Source organism: Pseudomonas sp. GP01-A4, assembly GCF_058780865.1.
In genome coordinates this window covers 121,379-140,951 of the sequence record NZ_JBYSWF010000006.1, presented here as the reverse complement: position 1 = coordinate 140,951, position 19,573 = coordinate 121,379, and the positions used below count along the sequence as shown (strand labels likewise).

The 19,573-nt window shown below is 58.6% G+C and carries 11 protein-coding genes and 5 pseudogenes; 8 read left to right on the top strand and 8 right to left on the bottom strand.

Going from position 1 to position 19,573, the window contains the following annotated elements; translation table 11 throughout:
• The first annotated feature begins 128 nt into the window (after window positions 1-128).
• Window positions 129-1,889, top strand: coding sequence for a sensor domain-containing phosphodiesterase (locus tag AC3WKX_RS06500; RefSeq protein WP_102604587.1), 1,761 nt, complete (start codon window positions 129-131; stop codon window positions 1,887-1,889).
• 44 nt (window positions 1,890-1,933) lie between these two features.
• Here AC3WKX_RS06500 and katG read toward each other — a convergent pair whose 3' ends face one another.
• Window positions 1,934-4,204 (bottom strand): catalase/peroxidase HPI, encoded by a 2,271-nt coding sequence (gene katG / locus AC3WKX_RS06495; protein ID WP_102604588.1) that lies wholly within the window; start codon window positions 4,202-4,204, stop codon window positions 1,934-1,936.
• An 817-nt stretch (window positions 4,205-5,021) separates the two neighbouring features.
• Between katG and AC3WKX_RS06490 the strand changes: the two are divergent.
• The 4 genes and pseudogenes from AC3WKX_RS06490 to AC3WKX_RS06475 form a co-directional block, all read left to right on the top strand.
• Window positions 5,022-5,471: pseudogene (locus AC3WKX_RS06490) on the top strand (SDR family NAD(P)-dependent oxidoreductase); the annotation flags it as partial.
• 9 nt (window positions 5,472-5,480) lie between these two features.
• A pseudogene (locus AC3WKX_RS06485) lies at window positions 5,481-6,293 on the top strand (alpha/beta hydrolase); the annotation flags it as partial.
• Complete coding sequence (locus AC3WKX_RS06480; RefSeq protein ID WP_173883007.1) at window positions 6,290-7,513, top strand: MFS transporter; 1,224 nt, start codon at window positions 6,290-6,292, stop codon at window positions 7,511-7,513. The pseudogene AC3WKX_RS06485 and the gene AC3WKX_RS06480, both read left to right, overlap by 4 nt.
• A 352-nt stretch (window positions 7,514-7,865) precedes the next feature.
• Entirely contained in the window at window positions 7,866-8,834 is a 969-nt protein-coding gene (locus tag AC3WKX_RS06475; protein WP_102604590.1) for a Dyp-type peroxidase, read from the top strand.
• Between the two features lie 87 nt (window positions 8,835-8,921).
• Here the strand turns inward: AC3WKX_RS06475 and AC3WKX_RS06470 are convergent.
• The 7 genes and pseudogenes from AC3WKX_RS06470 to AC3WKX_RS06440 form a co-directional block, all read right to left on the bottom strand.
• Window positions 8,922-10,311: pseudogene (locus AC3WKX_RS06470) on the bottom strand (tyrosine-type recombinase/integrase); the annotation flags it as partial.
• 390 nt (window positions 10,312-10,701) lie between these two features.
• Window positions 10,702-11,898: pseudogene (pcaF, locus tag AC3WKX_RS06465) on the bottom strand (3-oxoadipyl-CoA thiolase).
• Between the two features lie 10 nt (window positions 11,899-11,908).
• Complete coding sequence (locus AC3WKX_RS06460) at window positions 11,909-12,550, bottom strand: 3-oxoacid CoA-transferase subunit B (RefSeq protein ID WP_102604591.1); 642 nt, start codon at window positions 12,548-12,550, stop codon at window positions 11,909-11,911.
• On the bottom strand, window positions 12,547-13,245 hold the full coding sequence (locus AC3WKX_RS06455) for a 3-oxoacid CoA-transferase subunit A (protein WP_219736685.1): 699 nt from the start codon (window positions 13,243-13,245) through the stop codon (window positions 12,547-12,549). Before AC3WKX_RS06455 ends, AC3WKX_RS06460 begins: the two co-directional genes overlap by 4 nt.
• Window positions 13,246-13,251: 6 nt before the next feature.
• Complete coding sequence (locus AC3WKX_RS06450; RefSeq protein ID WP_102604592.1) at window positions 13,252-13,887, bottom strand: alpha/beta hydrolase; 636 nt, start codon at window positions 13,885-13,887, stop codon at window positions 13,252-13,254.
• A gap of 11 nt (window positions 13,888-13,898) precedes the next feature.
• Entirely contained in the window at window positions 13,899-14,855 is a 957-nt protein-coding gene (locus AC3WKX_RS06445; protein ID WP_102604593.1) for a VOC family protein, read from the bottom strand.
• Between the two features lie 44 nt (window positions 14,856-14,899).
• Complete coding sequence (locus AC3WKX_RS06440) at window positions 14,900-15,955, bottom strand: maleylacetate reductase (RefSeq protein ID WP_102604594.1); 1,056 nt, start codon at window positions 15,953-15,955, stop codon at window positions 14,900-14,902.
• A gap of 1,331 nt (window positions 15,956-17,286) precedes the next feature.
• Between AC3WKX_RS06440 and AC3WKX_RS06435 the strand changes: the two genes are divergently transcribed.
• The 3 genes and pseudogenes from AC3WKX_RS06435 to AC3WKX_RS06425 form a co-directional block, all read left to right on the top strand.
• Window positions 17,287-17,865: a flavin reductase family protein gene (locus tag AC3WKX_RS06435; protein ID WP_207241476.1), complete on the top strand. Its 579-nt coding sequence runs from the start codon at window positions 17,287-17,289 to the stop codon at window positions 17,863-17,865.
• Between the two features lie 80 nt (window positions 17,866-17,945).
• The gene (locus AC3WKX_RS06430) at window positions 17,946-18,587 is read left to right on the top strand and encodes a TetR/AcrR family transcriptional regulator (protein WP_102604596.1); all 642 of its coding nucleotides are present in this window, start codon (window positions 17,946-17,948) and stop codon (window positions 18,585-18,587) included.
• Window positions 18,588-19,380: 793 nt separating this feature from the next.
• A pseudogene (locus tag AC3WKX_RS06425) lies at window positions 19,381-19,565 on the top strand (IS66 family transposase); the annotation flags it as partial.
• Window positions 19,566-19,573: the final 8 nt, after the last annotated feature.

The window sequence follows — 19,573 nt, the reverse complement described above, 5'->3', positions numbered from 1 at the left end:
GGAGATACGCAGGAAGAGATCACCCGGACGCCATACCCTTGAGCTATCTGATGAATAGAAAAACAACATCATAATGATGGCACTGTCTGATACCTTGTTGTACGAACGTAACCACTTTGAGGATTGTCATGGGCGAAGGCGCTCCTATTCCGCCGAATGAAATTGAACGGCTAAAAGAGGTCGCGAAATTTTGTCCAACCGACAGCGATAGTGATGATGTATTTGAAAAGATCGTCGAGATGGCGTCTGCCTATTACAACGCCCCCATCGCACTGATTTCAATTGTCGATAAACACCGGCAATGGTTCAGGGCACGGGTGGGAATTACAGAAACGCAGACACCGCGAGAAGTGTCTTTTTGCGCCTACTCTACCCTGGACAACGCCCTGCTGGAGGTGTCGGACGCAACGCTGGATGCCCGCTTCAAAGACAATCCCCTGGTCACGGGGCCGCCGCATATTCGTTATTACGCGGGCGCGCCATTGATCACGGAGGATGGCTTTACCCTGGGAAGTCTCTGCATCATTGATACTGTCCCCCGCCCTCCCATGAGCGAGCGTGACAGTGCAATGCTCAACGACTTTGCCGAGCTGGTCATGATGCGCATACAGGGCATGCGGTCCCGCAACTTCGTAGACCAACCGACTGGGCTATTCAATCGACTCAGGCTTGAGGAAGATATACGTCAAGCGCTTAAGCTTGAAAACGCGTGCCATGTGTACGCAGTTGACATTATCTCGCCAAAGTTTCTCAACGATATTGTAAAGGCCCTGGGCTACAGCTTTGCCGGAGACCTGGTTCTGGCGATCAAATCTCGCCTGCAAAACCTGTTACCCGCGCAGTGCCTGCTTTACAAAATCAGCCCGACGCGGTTTGGCTTCATCCTAGAGGAGAATCAAACCACCGAGCACATCTGCGAAAGTATTCTCAAGGACTTCAAAAAGCCTGTTGAATGCCACGGCATCCCCATCCTCATGCAAGTCGGGATTGGCGTGCTGCCCATTCACCACTCCGGCCAGCAAGACTGGCTACGCCTGCTGGTGAGTGCGGCAGATGAGGCGCGTGACCGCAAGCTGGGCTGGTCTCTTTATGAACCCCAGTTTGATGCAGCTCAACAACGCGCGTTCATGCTGTTGAGTTCATTGCCGGAAGCGGTCAGCTGCGACAAACAGTTCAGCCTGGTGTATCAGCCCAAAATCAAACTGCCCTCGGGAAGCTGTGATTCGGTAGAGGCATTGCTACGCTGGAACCATCCGTTGCTTGGCCCCATCAGCCCTGCCGAGTTCATCCCCCTGGCCGAAAAAACCGCGTTGATACCGTCCGTTGGATTATGGGTGCTCAAGGCAATCATCCGGCAAGCCGCAGCCTGGAAAGCACAAGGCGTGCGCCTGCGAATAGCGATGAACATTACCGTCAGCGATCTGGAAAGCTCCGAGTTCGTGGACGCGATGATTCATGAGCTTCACCGGCATGACCTTGACCCTGCCGACTTTGAACTTGAGTTTACCGAAAGCATGTTGATGACCAACCCTGAGGAAGTCATCCGGCAACTGCAGCGCGTTCGGCAGATTGGCATAGAGGTCGCGGTTGATGATTTCGGCACGGGCTACAGCAACTGGGCGTACCTGAAGGAACTGCCGGCCACTACCGTCAAGCTGGATCAATCATTGATCAGCGGGCTGGGCAGCAATCAAAATGACAAGCAGTTGGTTAAAACCCTGATAGGCCTGGCGAAAGGGCTCGGCTACCGAGTCGTTGCCGAAGGCGTAGAGAACCAGGAAATCCTCGACCTCTTGATACAGTGGGGATGTTCCGAAGCGCAGGGCTACCTGATAGCAAAGCCCATGACCGCAACGGACCTGGAAACCTGGATAAGCCCAGGCCGCTAGCGAACAGGCCCACAGCGTGGGCCTGTAAACGTCAGGCGCCAGTGTCAGGCCAGTTCAAAGCGATCCAGGTTCATCACCTTGGTCCAGGCCGCCACGAAGTCCTCGACGAACTTTTCCTCGGCGTCGGCACTGCCATAGACTTCGGACAGCGCCCTCAACTGGGCATGCGAACCGAACACCAGGTCGACCCGGGTGCCAGTCCACTTGACGGCACCGGTCTTGCGGTCATGCGCCTCAAAGGTATCGTGGCTGCCGGTGACTGGCTTCCATTCAACGCCCATGTCCAGCAGGTTCCTGAAGAAGTCATTGGTCAGGGTTCCCGGGCGCTCGGTGAACACCCCGTGCTTGCTTTCCCCGACATTGATACCCAAGACCCGCAGTCCGCCCAACAGCACCGTCATTTCGGGTGCGGTCAATGTCAGCAGTTGCGCCTTGTCGATCAGCAACGCTTCGGCCGACACCTTGTAGTGCCCCTTCTGGTAGTTGCGAAAGCCATCGGCGACCGGTTCAAGGAAACCGAACGACTCGACATCCGTCTGCTCTTGGGAAGCATCCGTGCGCCCTGCCGTGAAAGGCGCCGTGGTCTGGCGGCCGGCATTTTTTGCCGCCAACTCAACTCCCACGCTGCCCGCCAGCACGATCAGATCGGCCAGGGAAATCTTTTTGCCTCCCGTCTGTGCGGCATTGAAGTCGCCCTGAATAGCTTCGAGACGCTTCAGTACGCCCGACAGTTGCTCAGGCTGGTTGACCGCCCAGTCCTTCTGCGGAGCCAGGCGCAGGCGCCCGCCATTGGCTCCTCCGCGTTTATCGGAGCCGCGGAAGGTGGACGCCGCTGCCCATGCCGTCGAAACCAGCTGCGAGACCGTCAGCCCCGCGGCGAGAATCTTCTGCTTGAGCGCCGCCACATCCTGCTCATCCACCAGTGGATGATCGACCGCAGGAATCGGGTCCTGCCACAGCAACTCTTCCGCGGGGGTTTCCGGGCCGAGATAACGCGCAAGCGGACCCATGTCGCGGTGGGTAAGTTTGAACCAGGCACGGGCAAAGGCGTCTGCCAGTTGGTCCGGGTTGGCCAGGAAACGTCGGGAGATCTGTTCGTACGCCGGATCGAAACGCAGCGCCAGGTCCGAGGTCAGCATGCTCGGCGCATGCCGCCTGCCGGCATCATGGGCATCCGGAACCTTGCCGGCGCCGGCACCGTTCTTCGGTGTCCACTGATGGGCGCCCGCCGGGCTCCTGGTCAGTTCCCATTCAAAGCCGAAGAGGTTTTCGAGGTACTCATTGCTCCATCTTGTCGGCGTCGAAGTCCAGGTCACCTCCAGCCCGCTGGTGATGGTGTCACCGCCCTTGCCGCTGCCGAAGCTGTTTTTCCAGCCCAGCCCCTGCTCTTCCAGGCCAGCCGCTTCCGGTTCCGGGCCGACGTTATCCGCCGGACCTGCGCCGTGGGTCTTGCCGAAGGCGTGACCGCCGGCGATCAGGGCTACGGTCTCTTCGTCATTCATCGCCATGCGACCGAAGGTTTCACGGATATCCTTCGCCGAGGCAACCGGATCCGGAACACCTTCAGGCCCTTCCGGGTTCACGTAGATCAAGCCCATCTGCACAGCGGCGAGGGGATTTTCCAGGTTGCGCTCACCGCCTCCGGTGCGGCTTTCTTCGTTGCCATGGTTCTGCGGTTCAGCCACCAACGGACCATCACCCGGCTGCTGCATTTTCTTTTGCACGCCGTAACGCTCTTCTCCCCCCAGCCACGTGGTCTCGGCGCCCCAGTAAACGTCCTCGTCCGGCTCCCAGACATCCGGGCGACCGCCGGAGAACCCGAAGGTCTTGAACCCCATGGACTCCAGCGCGACGTTACCGGTGAGTACGATCAAATCGGCCCAGGAAATCCGCCGGCCGTACTTCTGCTTGACCGGCCAGATCAGGCGACGCGCCTTATCCAGGCTGACGTTGTCAGGCCAGCTGTTGAGCGGTGCAAAGCGCTGCTGACCGGAACCGGCACCGCCGCGACCGTCGGCGGTACGGTAGGTCCCGGCGCTGTGCCAGGCCATGCGAATGAACAGCGGGCCGTAATGGCCAAAGTCCGCCGGCCACCAGTCCTGGGATTGCGTCATGACATCGCGCAAATCCTGCTTGACCGCTTCAAAGTCAAGGCTCTGGAACGCCTTGGCGTAATCGAAGCCCTGACCCATGGGGTCGCTGAGGGAGGAATGCTGATGCAGGATCTTCAGGTTCAGTTGCTGGGGCCACCAGTCTCGGTTCGTGGTGCCGCCACCCGCAGCGTGGTTGAAAGGGCATTTCGATTCAGTTGACATGCTTGGCACACCTTTTAGTCATGTTCATCCGTACCATCGCGCCACTGGCGCACCTCAGACATTGATGGCTGAGTGCTGAGATTAGCTTCGATCGCGGAAAACTCTAATAGTCAGAACGTTATCGCTTGATAGGCAGCCTATTTGCGTTGAAGCCATCTTTACCTGCGGATCGGGCGTGCAGAATGGCCATTCACTTCAGAGAGAGGCCGGGTGAACGTCTATAGGAAGGCGACTACCGATGCGTGTGAGAAATGGCAACCCTACAAATCCGAGTTCGTCGAAGAGTAGATAGCGCACCGGAGCCTGCGGGCGCCAAGCGTCTCGCAGAAACGAAAAAGACGCCGAAGCGTCTATTCCTTAAATCGCAGGCAAAAAAAAGCCACTCTATTGAGTGGCTTTTTCTTTGTGTTTGGAGCGGGAAACGAGACTCTAATCTAGCCTCTAACCATTTGATTAACAAAGGTTTTTCCGCTTTCCTATCTCAGGAATGGACGCAATTCTGGACTTGTTCGACCATCCTGTCAACAGCCAGGGGAAAATAATTCCATGCTGAGCTGTGGTGGGCCTGGTACAGCGAGTCAAACAGACTTCCAGTGAGCATAAGCAGCCGCTGATCTGGCGAGGGTCCATGGGTGGTAGCAGCACCTCTCACCTCTCACCTCTCACCTCTCACCTCTCACCGTTCACCGTTCACCGTTCACCGTTCACCGTTCACCGGACACCGGACACCGGACACCTCTCAATTATTGAGTTTTTTCACAAGTACATGAAAACCACCCCCATTTATCGGAATTGATGGCCCTTCTAATCATGAGCCATGCACTGCTATCGCGTGCGATTCCATACACAGTCGAAGCATTCCTTTCCGCCGCTCTTGATGATTGGTGGCGGCTTTAGCGGCAGCTATTGCACGCATTTCAACCGACAAGCAATTTTTATGAACATCCAGCACAGCCAACGGTTTGCAGGGATAGTGGCGTTTGTCACTGGCGCCACGAGCGGTATCGGGCGGTCCACCGCCATCGTCTTTGCGCAAGAAGGCGCAATCGTCGTCCTGGTGGACATCTCTGAACAAGGTACGCAGGAGACGGCACGGGTCATCTAGCGGATTGGTGGCCAATCTCTCGTTGTCGCTTGCGATGTACGCAGCAACGAACAGGTCAAGAAGGCAGTAGAACTCGCGGTAGCGAAGTTCGGTCGAATCGACCTCGCGTTCAACAACGCCGGTATCGAGCAACCGGTGGGGCCGATCAGCGAAGTCACCGAAAAAGACTGGGCGGTCAAAGAGCAAAGCTCAATGCTCTATGCCCAAAAACTGGCGGAGCAGGGATTTGTCATTTTGGCAATCGATCTGCCCTATTGGGGTGAAAACGAGGGACAGCCTCCCAATCTCGTAGCGCCGGAACTGTATTCGGAAGCGTTCAGCACAGCCGTCGATTATCTCGGTACGCAGGAATTTATCGACCGCAATCGCATTGGCGTGTTGGGCATTTGCGGTAGCGGCGGCTTTGCCATCAGTGCCGCAAAAATGGACCCGCGCCTGAAAGCCATTGCCACTGTCAGCATGTATGACATGGGCGCGGTCACTCGCAACGGGCTGAACCATGCGCTGACGCTGCAGTAGCGCAAAGACATGCTCGCCAAAGCCGCAGTGCAGCGCTATGAGGAGTTTTCCACTGGCAAGGGATCTTCCTCAGCTATTTGCCCACAAAGCCGGACGCGAGCACCGATCCTGTGACACGCGAGTTCTGGAACTTCTACCGCACACCGCGCGGGATCGCTATTCCTGAAGGCCGCACACTAGAGCGAGACGCAGAACCGCATGCTGACCAGCGAAGTCCGGTTCGTAAATTTCTATCCGTTCAACGACATCGAGACGATCTCCCCGCGCCCGCTGCTGTTCATCACAGGCGATCAGGCGCACCCCAATGAATTCAGCGAAGACGTCTACAAGCGGGCTACAGAGCCGAAGGAACTGGTCTGGGTTCCCGGTGCTGGCCATGTCAATCTGTATGACAGCGTGACCATGATTCCGTGGGACAAGCTGACCTCCGTCTTCAAAATAAGCACTTGGTATAAAAGTTCATGACTGCTCAAATTTCTGATTTATCTGCGGGCGTCGAGCCCGTACCCCAAGAGAGCGGGAATCAGCCCGCTTTCTGGAGTGGCGTCTTTGCGATGACGCTGTGCGTCTTCGCCCTGATCGCCTCCGAGTTCATGCCCGTCAGCCTGCTGACGCTTATGGCGACGGAGCTTGAGGTCAGCGAAGGCCTGGCGGGCTACGGTATCGCTATCTCCGGCGCTTTCGCCGTGCTGACCAGCCTTTCGATGTCATCGCTGGCTGGCTCGATGAACCGCAAGACCCTGTTGCTGCTGCTGACTGGCCTGATGTGTATCTCGGGCTTGGTGGTCGGACTAGCCTCGAACTATGTGATCTACATGATCGGCCGCGCACTGATCGGTGTGGTGGTCGGTGGTTTCTTGTCCATGTCGGCTGCTGTCGCCATGCGACTGGTGCCGCCCCACAGCGTGCCCAAGGCGCTGGCGATCTTCAACGGCGGTAACGCGCTGGCTACTGTGGTGGCCGCGCCGTTGGGCAGTTATCTCGGCGGCGTCATCGGCTGGCGTGGCGCCTTCTTCTGCTTGGTTCCCGTGGCCTTGATCGCCATGGCCTGGCAGTGGGTCAGCCTGCCATCCATGAAGGCCGAGCCACGCACGGCGGGCTCCGGCAACGTCTTTCGACTGTTCAAGAGACCCTTGGTCACGCTCGGCATGCTGGGCGTTGGGGCCTTCTTCATGGGGCAGTTTGTACTGTTCACCTACGTGCGCCCTTTCTTGGAGACGGTCACCCTCGTGGACGTCACCACGCTGTCGATGATCCTGCTGGTGATCGGCATCGCGGGTTTCATCGGCACCACGCTGATCGGCACGTTCCTGAAGATGGGCATGTATCGCACTCTGGTTTTGATTCCTCTGGTGATGGCAGCCATCGCGCTGGCTTTGATTGCCTTTGGCAGCAGCGTGCTGGCGACCTTTGTGCTCCTGGGACTGTGGGGACTGGTCGCAACGGCGGCGCCCGTGGGCTGGTGGTCGTGGATGGCCAGGTCGCTGCCCAAGGACGCCGAAGCAGGCGGCGGCCTGATGGTGGCAGTGATTCAACTCTCGATCGCGCTGGGTTCGACTGTTGGCGGCATGCTGTTCGATGGGAGCGGCTATCGCATCACCTTCATCGCAAGTGCATCCGTGCTGCTGCTCGCGGCTTTGCTGGCACTCCTGACCTCTCATAAGCAGGCGGCGCACGCTGCTTGAGTGACATGGGAGCCAACAGCCCGGTGAATTTAGTAATCATCTGAGAACGGAAAGTTTACTCCGATCACCGATTCATGAATGCACCTTATGAGTGCCTGTCATTTCTGTCACCAAGTCTCGTAAATATGCGCTGACTAATTGACATCCACCAATGGAGGTTCACTCGTGGAATTGCGACATCGGCAATCGGCGGGGAGTTCGCGAACTTTGGGGAATTGTACCCACGCGGGATGAGGGCACCATGGAAAGAAGAGCTGATGGCGTTTCCATGTCTGGCTATATGATGAATCAGAAAAGGGTTAGATCGCGTCGTACCGCGACTGCCTGACAAACCGGTATTAGGAAGGTGAAAATGGCTGAAAATAGTTGGGATAGAGTGCCAATCGACTCACAAAGCATTGATGCGCCACTATCGCGCGCGGCGGTGTTTCTTACATTAACGGTCGCCGAGGGCCGCGAGTCCCTGCAGGCAGTCGCCCGCGTCCTGGACGGACTCGACGATCTAATCAAGACCGTCGGCTTTCGCGATCTCAACGGCCGACTGTCGTGCATCACCGCTCTTGGGTCGGAACTGTGGGACCGTTTTCAAACCAGCAAGCGCCCGAAGGAACTGCGGCCCTTCGCGCCCATTAAGGGTGCCAAGCACACGGCGCCGGCCACGCCGGGTGATCTTTTCTTTCATATCCGGGCCGAACGCGAGGATCTCGCATTTGAATTTGAGCGCTTGCTGCTGGACCAATTGGGCAGCAGTGTAACGCTGGCCGACGAGGTGGCGGGCTTTCGTTACTTCGACTCACGCGACTTGCTTGGCTTCGTCGATGGGACCGCCAATCCGACTGGCCACGACATTGGCGCGTCCACACTGGTCGGCAGTGAGGATCAGGAGTTTGCCGGCGGCAGCTACGTGGTAGTGCAGAAGTATTTGCACCAAATGCAGCCGTGGGCCGGGCTTTCCAAGGATGAGCAGCAGCAGATCATCGGTCGGGAGATCGTCAGCAATGTCGAGTTGCCCGATGCGCCGAGCGGCCAGAAGTCGCACAAGACCCTCGCCACCATCGTGGACGACGACGGCACCGAGCACGATATCTTGCGCGACAACATGCCCTTCGGCCGCCCCGGCCACCGCGAATACGGCACCTACTTCATCGGCTATTCCAGGCATCTGTGGGTGACGCAAAAGATGCTGGAGCGCATGTTCCTCGGCGATCCGCCGGGCATGCACGACCGTCTGCTCGATTTCTCGACCGCGCATACCGGCGCCGTGTTCTTCGCTCCCGCGCCCCGCACGCTGAGCGAACTCGTGCAGGCGGTGCAAACGTAGGGCGGGGGCGCAGCCCCCACGTGGGCTATGCGCCCTATGCGCTTTCCAGAGCTACCGCGCTGTCCCGGTTCCCAAGCCGATGGACAACAGCTTGCCGAACAGTGGGAACGGCAGGCTGCGTGGCGACTCGTAGATCGCCAGCATGTCCTCGCGCTCGCGTTGGATGGCAGACACTTCCGGCTCCGGTGCCCGGGTGGGCGGTGGAGGCACCTGCGGCAGCTGCTGGAGCGTGATTCCGGCGTCGTTCGGCGTCACGACGAGGGTTTACAGAGGCTTCAGGGGACACAGCGACGGTTGCGGCAGGCTCTTCTTCTGCCATCGCCCGCCCCCCTTGGATACGAATGGTGAGATGCGCGCTGGCAGCTTCCACTTCGCCCTGTTCGAGCCGGTCGGCCCAGTCCTGCATCATCCGGCGGCGCGACTCTACATATTTGGCGTGGTTGTAGGCCGATCTCACCTTGTTTGGGTCGGAGTGTGAAAGCTGCGCATCCACCCAGATCTTGGGGTAGCCGACTTTGTTGAGCGCCGTCGAGATGGTTTCGCGGATGCCATGGCCGGTCAATTGGCCCTCGTAGCCCATCCGCTTCAAGGCGGCATTCAGGGTGTTCTCGCTGATACGCTCCTTGAGGTCGCTACGGTGCGTCAGCAAGTGACGCTGCGCCGGCTTCATCTCGCCCAAGAGGTGATGCACGACTTCGATGGCTTGGACCGACAGCGGTACGATGTAGGGCGGCACGTCCTGCGGACACTTGCCGACCTTGCGCATCTCGCCCTGAAGTTGTTTGACGATCTGCGGTGGAATGATCCACAGGCCGCGATCGAGGTCGAACTGATCCGGGGTCGCCAGTCGCAGCTCGCCGGTGCGCACCCCGGTCAGAAATAGCAGCCGAATGCCGAGCTGGGTTTGCCAGCCACGCGGGTTGTAGAGCCGCAGCTTCTGAAGAAACTCGGGAAGCTCGGGCAGGTGCAGGTGCAGGTACGGGTTGTGGTTCACCGGGGGCTTGGGCTCGACCACCACCCAGAGGTCGGTGGCCGGATTGGCCTCCATACCTTCGACGATGCCCAGGGCGTAGCGGAACAACTGGCCCCGCCAGGTGCGGACCTTCTCGGCCGTGGTGAAGGCCTTGCGTCCCTCGACGCGCGCCAGGACGCCCAAGAACTGAGGCCGGCCAATGTCGTAGATCGACATCTTTTCAAGGCTGGGCAACATGTCCTTCCCGAAGATTCGCTTGATCTGCAACATCGTGCTGTTCCGGCTTTCCTTGAGTTCCTTGGCGCGATGCTCGACCCAGCTATCGAAGACGGTCTTGAACGTATGGTCCGAAGCCAGCCTGACGACGTGTCGCTTCTGTTTGCGGTCGGTATGGGGATTGATGCCCTTGTCCAGGAGCACCCGCGCTTCGTCACGCAAGGTGTGTGCTTCGTGCAGTCCGATTTCAGAGTGGTTGCCCAGCGAGATGCGCTTTTGCTTGCCGATCCGCTCATTGGAGGAGACGCCGATGCATGACTATGAGACGCCCTATCCCCGCCGCCCGGCGGTGATGCGACAACTGGCCTGTTTTACTGAAAATGCGCGCGCGGCCGCTCGCTTCGAAGGCGGCCGAGTGTTGACCCAGCGTGCAGAGATAGCATGTGGCAGCCCGATCGCGCGGTTGAGAGCGCGATGCCGATCTGGAGGCCAAACTTCGCGAGCTCGTGGCATACGGTGGCTCAGGGTGTGTCGGGCAGCCGTTGCTAAACTTGCTCTGGTCGCTGGACGGCGTGGAGGATGCCGACAGGCTGATGGGGCTTACCGCCGGCCGGTGAGAGGAGGTCGAAACTGCAAGGATCGGCTTCGATGCCGGCGAGCGCCAGGGGGGTATCAGAATCAAACACGCTCGATCGCCAGGGCCACGCCCTGGCCGACGCCGACGCACATCGTCGCCAGGCCGCGCCTGCCTCCGCTGGCCTCTAGTTGCCGCAGCAGGGTCAGCACGATGCGTGCACCGCTCATGCCCAATGGGTGGCCGAGCGCGATCGCGCCGCCGTTGGGATTGACGTGCCCGGCATCGTCGGCCAAGCCTAGTTCGCGCACGCAGGCCAGGCCCTGGGCGGCGAACGCCTCGTTGAGTTCGATCGAATCGAAATCATCGATCCGCAGCCCCAGGTGCGCCATCAGCTTGTGGGTGGCCGGTACGAGGCCGATGCCCATCGGGCTCGATTCCGACGCTAACGAAACCAAGCACGCGCGCGCGGTGTCAGCCCGAGCTTCCTGACCTGCTCGCCGGGTGCCAGCAGCAGCGCCACGGCGCCGTCGTTGATACCCGAGGCGTTGCCGGCGATGACAGTGCCGGCCTGGCGGAAGATCGGCTTGAGCCTGGGCAGCGCTTCGGCGCTGGTGTCCGGGCGCAGATGCTCGTCCTGCGATACTTCCAGCGTTTCGCCGCGCTTGCGACCGGGCACGCTGACCGCGACTATCTCACCGTGGAAATAGCCAGCCGCCTGCGCCGCACCGGCGCGCTGCTGGCTGCTGGCTGCTGGCTGCGTAGCGAGAACGCATCCTGATCCTCGCGCGATATGCCATGGCGCTCAGCGACGTTCTCGGCAGTCTCGCCCATCAGCTCTACGCCGTACAGGCGCTTCATCGCCGGATTGACGAAGCGCCAGCCCATGGTGGTGTCTTCAATGATCTGGTCACGAGCGAACGGGCTGGCCGCCTTGCCCAGCACTTACGGCGCACGCGACATCGACTCGACGCCGATGGCCAGACAGGGCTCGCCAGCGCGTATCGCCCGCGAGACCGTGCCGAGCGCATCCAGGCCCGACCCGCACAGGCGATTGATCGTACTGCTGAGCACCGTTACCGGTAGGCCGGCCAGCAGAAGGCTCATGCGAGCGACGTTGCGGTTGGCCTCGCCGGCTTGGTTGGCGCAGCCAAGATAGACGTCCTCGATCAGCGCCGGATCCATGTCCGGGTGCCGCGCCCGCAACGCGCACCGAGGTCGTCGGCGCGAATGCCCGCCAGCGCGCCGACGTAGCGGCCGATCGGGGTACGGATGCCGTCGATGATGTAAGTTTCGCTCATTGCATGTTCCTCAGGCAGCCATTTCTAGCGGCAGGCCGGTCAAGCGCCGCAGTTCGTCCAGCGACACTCCGTCTATGGTCTCGATTACCGTTACACCGTTCTTGCCGACTGCGAATACGCCCAAGTCGGTATAGACGCGCGAGACGCAACGCAGGCCCGTCAGCGGGTAGTTGCACTCAGCTACCAGCTTGCTCTCGCCGGTCTTGGTCAAGAGTTCCATCATCACGAACACGTCGCGCGCACCGATGGCTAGATCCATCGCGCCACCCACTGCCGGAATCGCCTTCGGCGCACCGGTACTCCAGTTGGCTAGGTCACCCTGGGTGGAGACCTGGAAGGCACCCAGCACGCATATGTCCAAACGCCCGCTACGCATCATCGCGAAGGAGTCGGCGTGGTGGAAATAGCAGCCGCCGGTCAACAGCGTCACCGGCTGTTTGCCGGCATTGATCAGTTCCGGGTCTTCCTCGCCGAGTGCCGGGGCCGGGCCCATGCCGAGCACGCCGTTTTCGCTGTGCAGGAAGATTTCCTTGTCGGCAGGCAGGTAGTTGGCGACCTTGGTCGGCAGGCCGATACCGAGGTTGACGTAGGCGCCCTCGGGAATGTCGCGCGCCACACGCGCGGCCATTTGCTCACGGTTCAAACGGTTCATGCGGCCTCCTTAGCGACCACGCGCTGCACGAAGATACCGGGGGTCACGATCGACTCCGCATCCAGCTCGCCCAATGTCACCACCTCGCTCACCTGAACGATCGTGCATTTGGCTGCCATCGCCATGATCGGACCGAAGTTGCGCGCGGTCTTGCGGTACACCAGGTTGCCCCAGCGGTCACCCTTGTGCGCCTTGATCAGTGCGAAGTCGGCATGGATCGGGTATTCCAGTACGTAGTGCCTACCGTCGATTTCGCGTGTTTCCTTGCCCTGGGCCAGCTCGGTGCCGTAGCCGGTGGGGGTGAAGATCGCGCCGAGGCCATTGCCGGCGGCATGGATGCGCGCGGCCAGGTTGCCCTGTGGCACCAGCTCCAGCTCGATCTCGCCGGCATGGTAGGCGGCGTCGAAGTGCTGCGAATCGGCCTGGCGAGGGAACGAGCATATGATCTTGCGCACCCGCTTGTGCTTGATCAGCGCGGCCAGGCCAGTCTCGCCGTTGCCGGCATTGTTGTTGACGATGGTCAACTCACGCGCTCCATGCGCGATCAGTGCATCGATCAATTCGTCCGGCATGCCGGCGGTGCCGAAGCCGCCGATCATCACTGTGGCGCCATCCTGGATGCCGGCCACAGCGGCCTCGAACGAAGATACGGTCTTGTCGATCGTTGACGCGAAACTCCGAAGAAATAGGGACAAATAGGCCTAGGGCTGAAGCAGAGCCCGCGCCTGAGCGATTTCGTCGTCAATGACGCCGTGTTCGCGAGGAGGGTAAATATGTTCGGTCACCCGGGCGCCCATCAGGCGAAAGACATCAGCCGTTTCGCGCGAGCGTGACATCGGCACCCATGAGTCGGTGGAGCCGTTGCTAATCAGTACGGGCATATCGGCCAGTTGATCGCTATGGGCGGGCCATTGCGTCTCTGGCGGACCAATCAGGCCACCGGTGAAAGCAATCAATCCGCCCCAGCGTCGTGGATGACGGTACAGGTATTCGCAGGCCAGACAAGCGCCCTGGGAGAAACCGAGCAGGATGATGCGCTCACGCGGTATGCCGCGCTCCTCCAGCTCGATGACCAGCGCCTCCAAGCGCTCCAGGGCGAAGTCCAGATGAGGCTGGTTGTTTTTCAGTGGCGCCATGAACTTGTCTGGGTACCAGGAATTACCTGCGGCTTCGATGGCGATGTAAGGCACATCCGGCAGGTCGACGCGTTCGGCGATGGCGAACATGTCAGCCGGGCTCTGGGTGCGCCCATGTATGAGGATGACCACCATGCCCACGGCCTCGGGCGCGGGGCCCGAGGCGTAGGTCGGTAGGCGCAGGTGGACGTTATCGTTCATCCTGCGCGCCCTCAGTATTTCAGCGGTTCGAGGTACGCCGAGATTTCCTCTGCCTTATCGCCCAGTTGGGGAGGAATCTGGATGGTCTGACCGAGCGATTCATAAGGTTCGTCGACCAGGAAGCCTTGCGGCTTGGAGACGGTGGCCTCAAACAGTGCGCCGCCTGGAGTGCGCACGTAAATCGAATCGAAATACCCGCGGTCTTTGCGGTCGGACACGTCGGTGTAGCCCATCCCTTCCAGATGGTACTTCACGCTCTTCTGAACGCTGAGGTCACTGACCTCGAAAGCGCAATGGTGGACCGTGCCCTCGCCGTATGCCCAGGTGCCCTGCTCAAGCTGAGGTTCGTGTTGGAAATCGATGATGGTGCCGCTGCCACCTTTACCGACATGGAAGCGAGTGAAGGCACCATCGGTGTTCGCCAGCTTTCCGCTCCAACCGTAGTGCATGAACTCCGCAGAATTTTCCATATCGCGCACGGAAACCGTGATCCCGTGGGTGCCGCGAATGCCGAACCCTTCTGGGATGACCCCATTGGAGTACGGTTTGCGATCGTCATCGGCGATGCCCACCAACTCGTATTCGATGCCGCAAGGGTGCGCGAAGTGCAGCAGCTGCTCACCAAATCGTTCAAGCAGCTCAGGTTTGAACCCATTGTTGGTGAGATGCGTAGCCCAAAAGCCCAGAGACGACACCGGCACAGACAACGCCAGGGTCTTGACTTGGCCTGTGCCACGCTTGGCCTTGCGCCCGGACTGGCGCATGGGGAAACACGTCACCAACGTGCTTTCTTCACCCATGTCATTGCCATAGTACAGGTGATAAATTGGCTCGGCACCATCGTACAGGCCGGTCTTCTTCACGCTTTTGAGCCCCAGCACTTTGGTGTGGAAGTCGTAATCTTCCTGGGCACCGCCGACGTTGAGGGTGATGTGGTGGTGGCGTTGAATGTGCGGGTTGAGTTGCATGACGTTCTCCTATTGTTTGAGCTTTACGAACGAGGTGCTGCGGATTAAGGGCGTTTGCCTTCAAAAGCGTTGTCAAGCAGTTCACGAATAGCTGCGGGTTCTATTGGTCGTGGATTCCAATACGGCGAGGCACAAGCGATCTCCACGGCCCGGCCAATATCTCCCGCTTGTATACCAATCTGCGCGAGGCTGGTCGGTGCGCCGTGCTTGGCGGCCAGATCGAACAACCCGCGCGGCGCGTCGTCCACGCCCAGGGCGCGGGCAATGCGCGCCATTGCCTCGGGTGCTGCCTTGGCGTTGTAGGCGGCGGCATGGGGCAGCACTACGGTGTGAGTCTCGGCATGGGGCAGATTGAAGCTGCCCCCCAAGGTGTGGCAGAGCTTATGATGGATCGACATGCCCACAGCGCCCAGGCAGGTGCCACATGCCCAAGCGCCGAACAGTGCATCGGAGCGAGCCTCGCGATCTTCCGGATTGGCGTAGATACGTGGCAGCGCACGACCGATGGCAGCAATGCCTTGCTCAGCAAGCATGGAGATCAGTGGATTGGTGTCTTTTGCGTAGAGCGCTTCCACGGCGTGGGCGATGGCATTCAGGCCGCTTGTCACGGTCATTTGCACCGGCAAGCCCAGTGTCAAGTCGACATCATAGATAATGACTTCCGGTAACACCTTTAAGGTGCGCTGAGTGGTCTTCAGGCCGTTCTCGGTCTGACCAATGATCGGTGTCGCCTCGGAGCCTGCATACGTTGTAGGAACCACGATCTGCGGCAGATCGGTATGCAGTGCGATAGCTTTCCCTAAACCGATCGTCGATCCGCCTCCCACAGCGACCAAGCAATCCGCTCGTAACTCCTGAGCAACCTTTACAGCTATCTCAGTGACGTCAGTCGGAGTATGCATGACGGCGCCGTTAAACATGCCGACCGAAAACTCGCCTAGCTCAGTGCTGACACGTTCACCCAATCCGCTCTGCTGCGGCGTTGTCAGCACCAGCGCCCGGCGACATCCCAATCTTTTGATTTCGTCACTGATGTTCTTAGACGTACCCGTTCCAAATACAACACGAGCCGGTAACACGTCATAGGTGAATGAATACATGCATGACTCCTCCGTTTCGGAAAATATAATCACGTGTCTAGACACATGTCAACTTCCAGTGCTTACCTGTCTGCAGAGTTTCTGTTTGTTTTGGGGATTCCATCGGCGGAGCGCCTGGGAAGACGTCACGGATCCTGAGAAAAAAATATTTCTAGACGCGGTCGCCGTACGCCCGGCATTTGGTGACCTTGAGGTTCGACAATGCATGTCTTGAAAGTGTGCTTCAGGGAGAAGGCTGGCCTGCAAAAGACTTCGCGCACGAACAACAGCGATCCATTACGTTCGGTCCGTGCCAATCAAAACTCTGAGGTGCCCAGCTCTACGATCAAGCAATAGCAGGTAGTATTTCTCCTTAAACCGCCCTTCCTTGCATGCGCCAAGCTCTCGGACTCGCTGCAGGCCAGCAACTCGGCTTGATGGCCCGCTACGCCAGGGAACCTTGCGCTTGGTGACTGCCCTGGAATAGGTTGAAAATGGTTTCGCGAGCCAGGTAGCGCATCCGGCTCTTCAGCACGTAGGCCGTCGTCATGTCGGTCGTCACGGAGCAAATCTACTGACCGATGCTGACGGGAATTGCCCGTACAGGGTCGGTCGGTATCACTTGAACGCTCCAGCCGATTCAAAAGACCTGATGCTGGATCTGATCGACCCACCAGAGCGGCGTAGTAGTGGCTGCGGGTAGGACGAATCATCCATCGCCAATATCGAGCGTGGCTCCAACCAGCTCTCGGACGGCCTTTCGCTGCAATTGCCCTCTCAGGCTTACCAACATGTGTGCCAATTGAGTTGAAGAACCAGGTCACCGCGCGCAGTTGCTCAAGTAAGCAACTGACCCAAATCGTCGGCAAGCCGCGCAATACTCCACTGATATCGCCCTATCCAATTAGCTTCTCCAACCTTGAACCGCGCGGCACGTGAAACATTCGCGATGGCGGAGTACATGAAAGCACGACAAGCAAACGACGACAGGTCACGAACTCTGCGAGTCGAGGTGTCATGCCTCGGGCAGCGGGCTCAGCATTGCTTCCAATAAAGAGGCCCTGCATACGCTTGAGATACAAGGACACAGGCCTGCCTAGGATCCCACAGAGACCCAGCGCCTCACTTGGCTTCCCCTCCACATGCCCATGCTCTAGAAGCTAGAAAAATCGAGCCTCGAAAGCATGGATGAGCAGAAATCAGCGGTGAACGTTTTTACCCTATCGACGACGAGGTAGGGCGCATCGCAAAAATTTAAATAGACACGTGTCTAGACTAGTGTCAACATCGTGGCCTTGATCGAGACTTTAACCAAGCCTGCATGCTAGGCGCATCATCGCAAGGAGCTCATCGTGAGCACGATTAAAGAGGTGTCACCCATGAAAAGCGTGGATCGGACGTTCCAATCCGCCGAGTCGGCGACTGTGACCGAACAATTCAAAGATGCATTCCGTAATCATGCTGCGGGAGTTGCTGTCATTACGGCCGACTCTGGCGAGGGCCCAACCGCACTGACGGTTACCTCGGTCATATCCGTGAGCGCAGAGCCACCAATCTTGGCGTTCTCACTGTCAGCTTTTTCCGGAAGCGCCCAGAGCATCAAAGCGGCAAATTCGCTGGTCGTTCATTTACTGCAGGCAGGCCAGATGGACATTGCACAGCTATGTGCACAACGTGGCGCTGACCGATTCGGTGATACGTCGAAGTGGGGACGACTAGCCTCGGGGGAGCCAGTATTCCTGGCAGCTCCGGTATGGATTCGGGGCATGATCATCGATCAAATGGAAATCGCTGGATCCACGGTCGTTGCTGTCCAAGCGGTAGAGATCGGGACAGTAGAAGATGCCGGGCGAAGCGACTCTGCTAGGCCGTTGATTTACCATGACCGGTGCTGGCATTCTCTCTGCGAAGTAACGAAACTTCAGGCCTGAATACGCTGGGAGGCGCCTTTACTGATACGTTGTCAGCGTGCGATCCTCCCAGGTTGCCGATTCCCCTTTTGCGAGATTTCATGCGGACTCCACTACCCCCTCAAAAAAAACAGAGAGCCCTAGCTAGTCCACGCCAGAAGACTCGGGCCAAGATTGCGCAGGCGGCGAGAACAGAGTTTCTGGAGGTGGGGTACGAAGCAGCATCTGTCGACAGCATTGTTCGTCGCGCCGGCGTAAGTCGCGCGACCTACTATATTCATTTTACTAACAAGGTCGAAGTGTTGATCGAGATCTGGCATACCTCGATCGATGATGAGATCCTTAATATCATCTCGGACTTTGATGCGCTCGGCGCCTATCCTACTCGAACTGGATTGCACGAGTGGATCGAAAAGGCCGTTTCGTTTTGGGAGAAATCAGCCGACCTTGTTGAAATCACAGAACAGGTCATTGCCCTCGAACCGCAAATGACCCGTCCCTGGATCGAGCGCAACATCCAGGCAGTTGATGCGATGCCCAGCTACTTGAGTCGCTTCACTCCCGAGCAGTTGCCCGTAGCCCGCATGCGGATGGGCATGATGCTTCTGCAACTAGACAGGATGTGCTTTATCCTAAACCGCGGTGAGCTTCCCCATGGGCGTACAGTCTTGCTCGAAGCCTTGACTGACATTTGGTGGGACTGTCTCAAACCTGAGTCGGATGAACTGCGGAAGGACCATTGATAGCATCCCATCCTCGTCTTCTTCGGCGACAAGATTCCCACGGCCCTGGTTCGTTGGTGGGCGCAGAGCGCAGTGGCGCAAGTGGCGTGATATCGTGAATCGCCACCGCTGCACCGATATCACGTGCTCTCAGATAAAATACATGCACAGATCGGTTCCCAGCGAATCTCCACAATAAACGCAACCTCATGGTTGCTGTTGTAAACCCTCGCGAGGGTCTCGTCGAGCACATCACACAAATCTGAATTGGGATCTGGATAGCCAAAAATATGGCTGGTGGCTTATAGCTTCGGTTCTGTTTGCTTGCACCTGGATTAAGCAAGGCGGTAGAGCTGCCGAGCGGAGGATGCCAGCAGGGTTATTAGCTAACCACGATTGCTCCCTCATACGCAAAGCATCGGTTTCTCGGTCATTAGGAAAAAATTCCTCTCCTCCCAACGCTTAGACTCTATTACCAGGAAGCAGGCACTCGTCGAGAGAACCAACGGGTAGCCATGCACATCGCTGTTAGCATCAGCTGGCTACAACCCCTGTCACCGGGACAGTCTGCAACTCCTTCCCGTTGCCCCTCATATACAGTCTGCACCCAAACCTGTGCCTTCGACTAGTCCGTCGGCCGCGCTTGCAATGAGAGCTTCTTGAATGGTTGCTAGGGACGGCAACTACCTATCGCCCCTCGCACAGATCCGTGCGTGCGGAACTACCTATATGGCTTCTGCCTTGGGTACGTGACGCGAAGCGATCCTCAAAGTATAGGTGTGACTCTTGGGGCTTGGTATGTAGTTACGCTTGAAAACGCATCGGCGAAGATGCCAGCGATAAGCTTGACTACACGCTCAGCGTGTCAAGGTTAAGCGCCACATCCGAGGGAAGTGGATTTATGAGCAGGGCGAAACGCTGAACCTGGCACCGGTAGTACCACACCTCATCGAAATGGTTTTACCAAAAGCTGGCCCGTTTGCCGATGTCATGCATGCTAGCCAAAC

Excerpts from the sequence above, each read along its gene's own strand:
- AC3WKX_RS06500 (WP_102604587.1), top strand. The coding sequence starts at position 129 with ATGGGCGAAGGCGCTCCTATTCCGCCGAATGAAATTGAACGGCTAAAA.
- katG (WP_102604588.1), bottom strand. The coding sequence starts at position 4,204 with ATGTCAACTGAATCGAAATGCCCTTTCAACCACGCTGCGGGTGGCGGC.
- AC3WKX_RS06480 (WP_173883007.1), top strand. The coding sequence starts at position 6,290 with ATGACTGCTCAAATTTCTGATTTATCTGCGGGCGTCGAGCCCGTACCC.
- AC3WKX_RS06475 (WP_102604590.1), top strand. The coding sequence starts at position 7,866 with ATGGCTGAAAATAGTTGGGATAGAGTGCCAATCGACTCACAAAGCATT.
- AC3WKX_RS06460 (WP_102604591.1), bottom strand. The coding sequence starts at position 12,550 with ATGAACCGTTTGAACCGTGAGCAAATGGCCGCGCGTGTGGCGCGCGAC.
- AC3WKX_RS06450 (WP_102604592.1), bottom strand. The coding sequence starts at position 13,887 with ATGAACGATAACGTCCACCTGCGCCTACCGACCTACGCCTCGGGCCCC.
- AC3WKX_RS06445 (WP_102604593.1), bottom strand. The coding sequence starts at position 14,855 with ATGCAACTCAACCCGCACATTCAACGCCACCACCACATCACCCTCAAC.
- AC3WKX_RS06440 (WP_102604594.1), bottom strand. The coding sequence starts at position 15,955 with ATGTATTCATTCACCTATGACGTGTTACCGGCTCGTGTTGTATTTGGA.
- AC3WKX_RS06430 (WP_102604596.1), top strand. The coding sequence starts at position 17,946 with ATGCGGACTCCACTACCCCCTCAAAAAAAACAGAGAGCCCTAGCTAGT.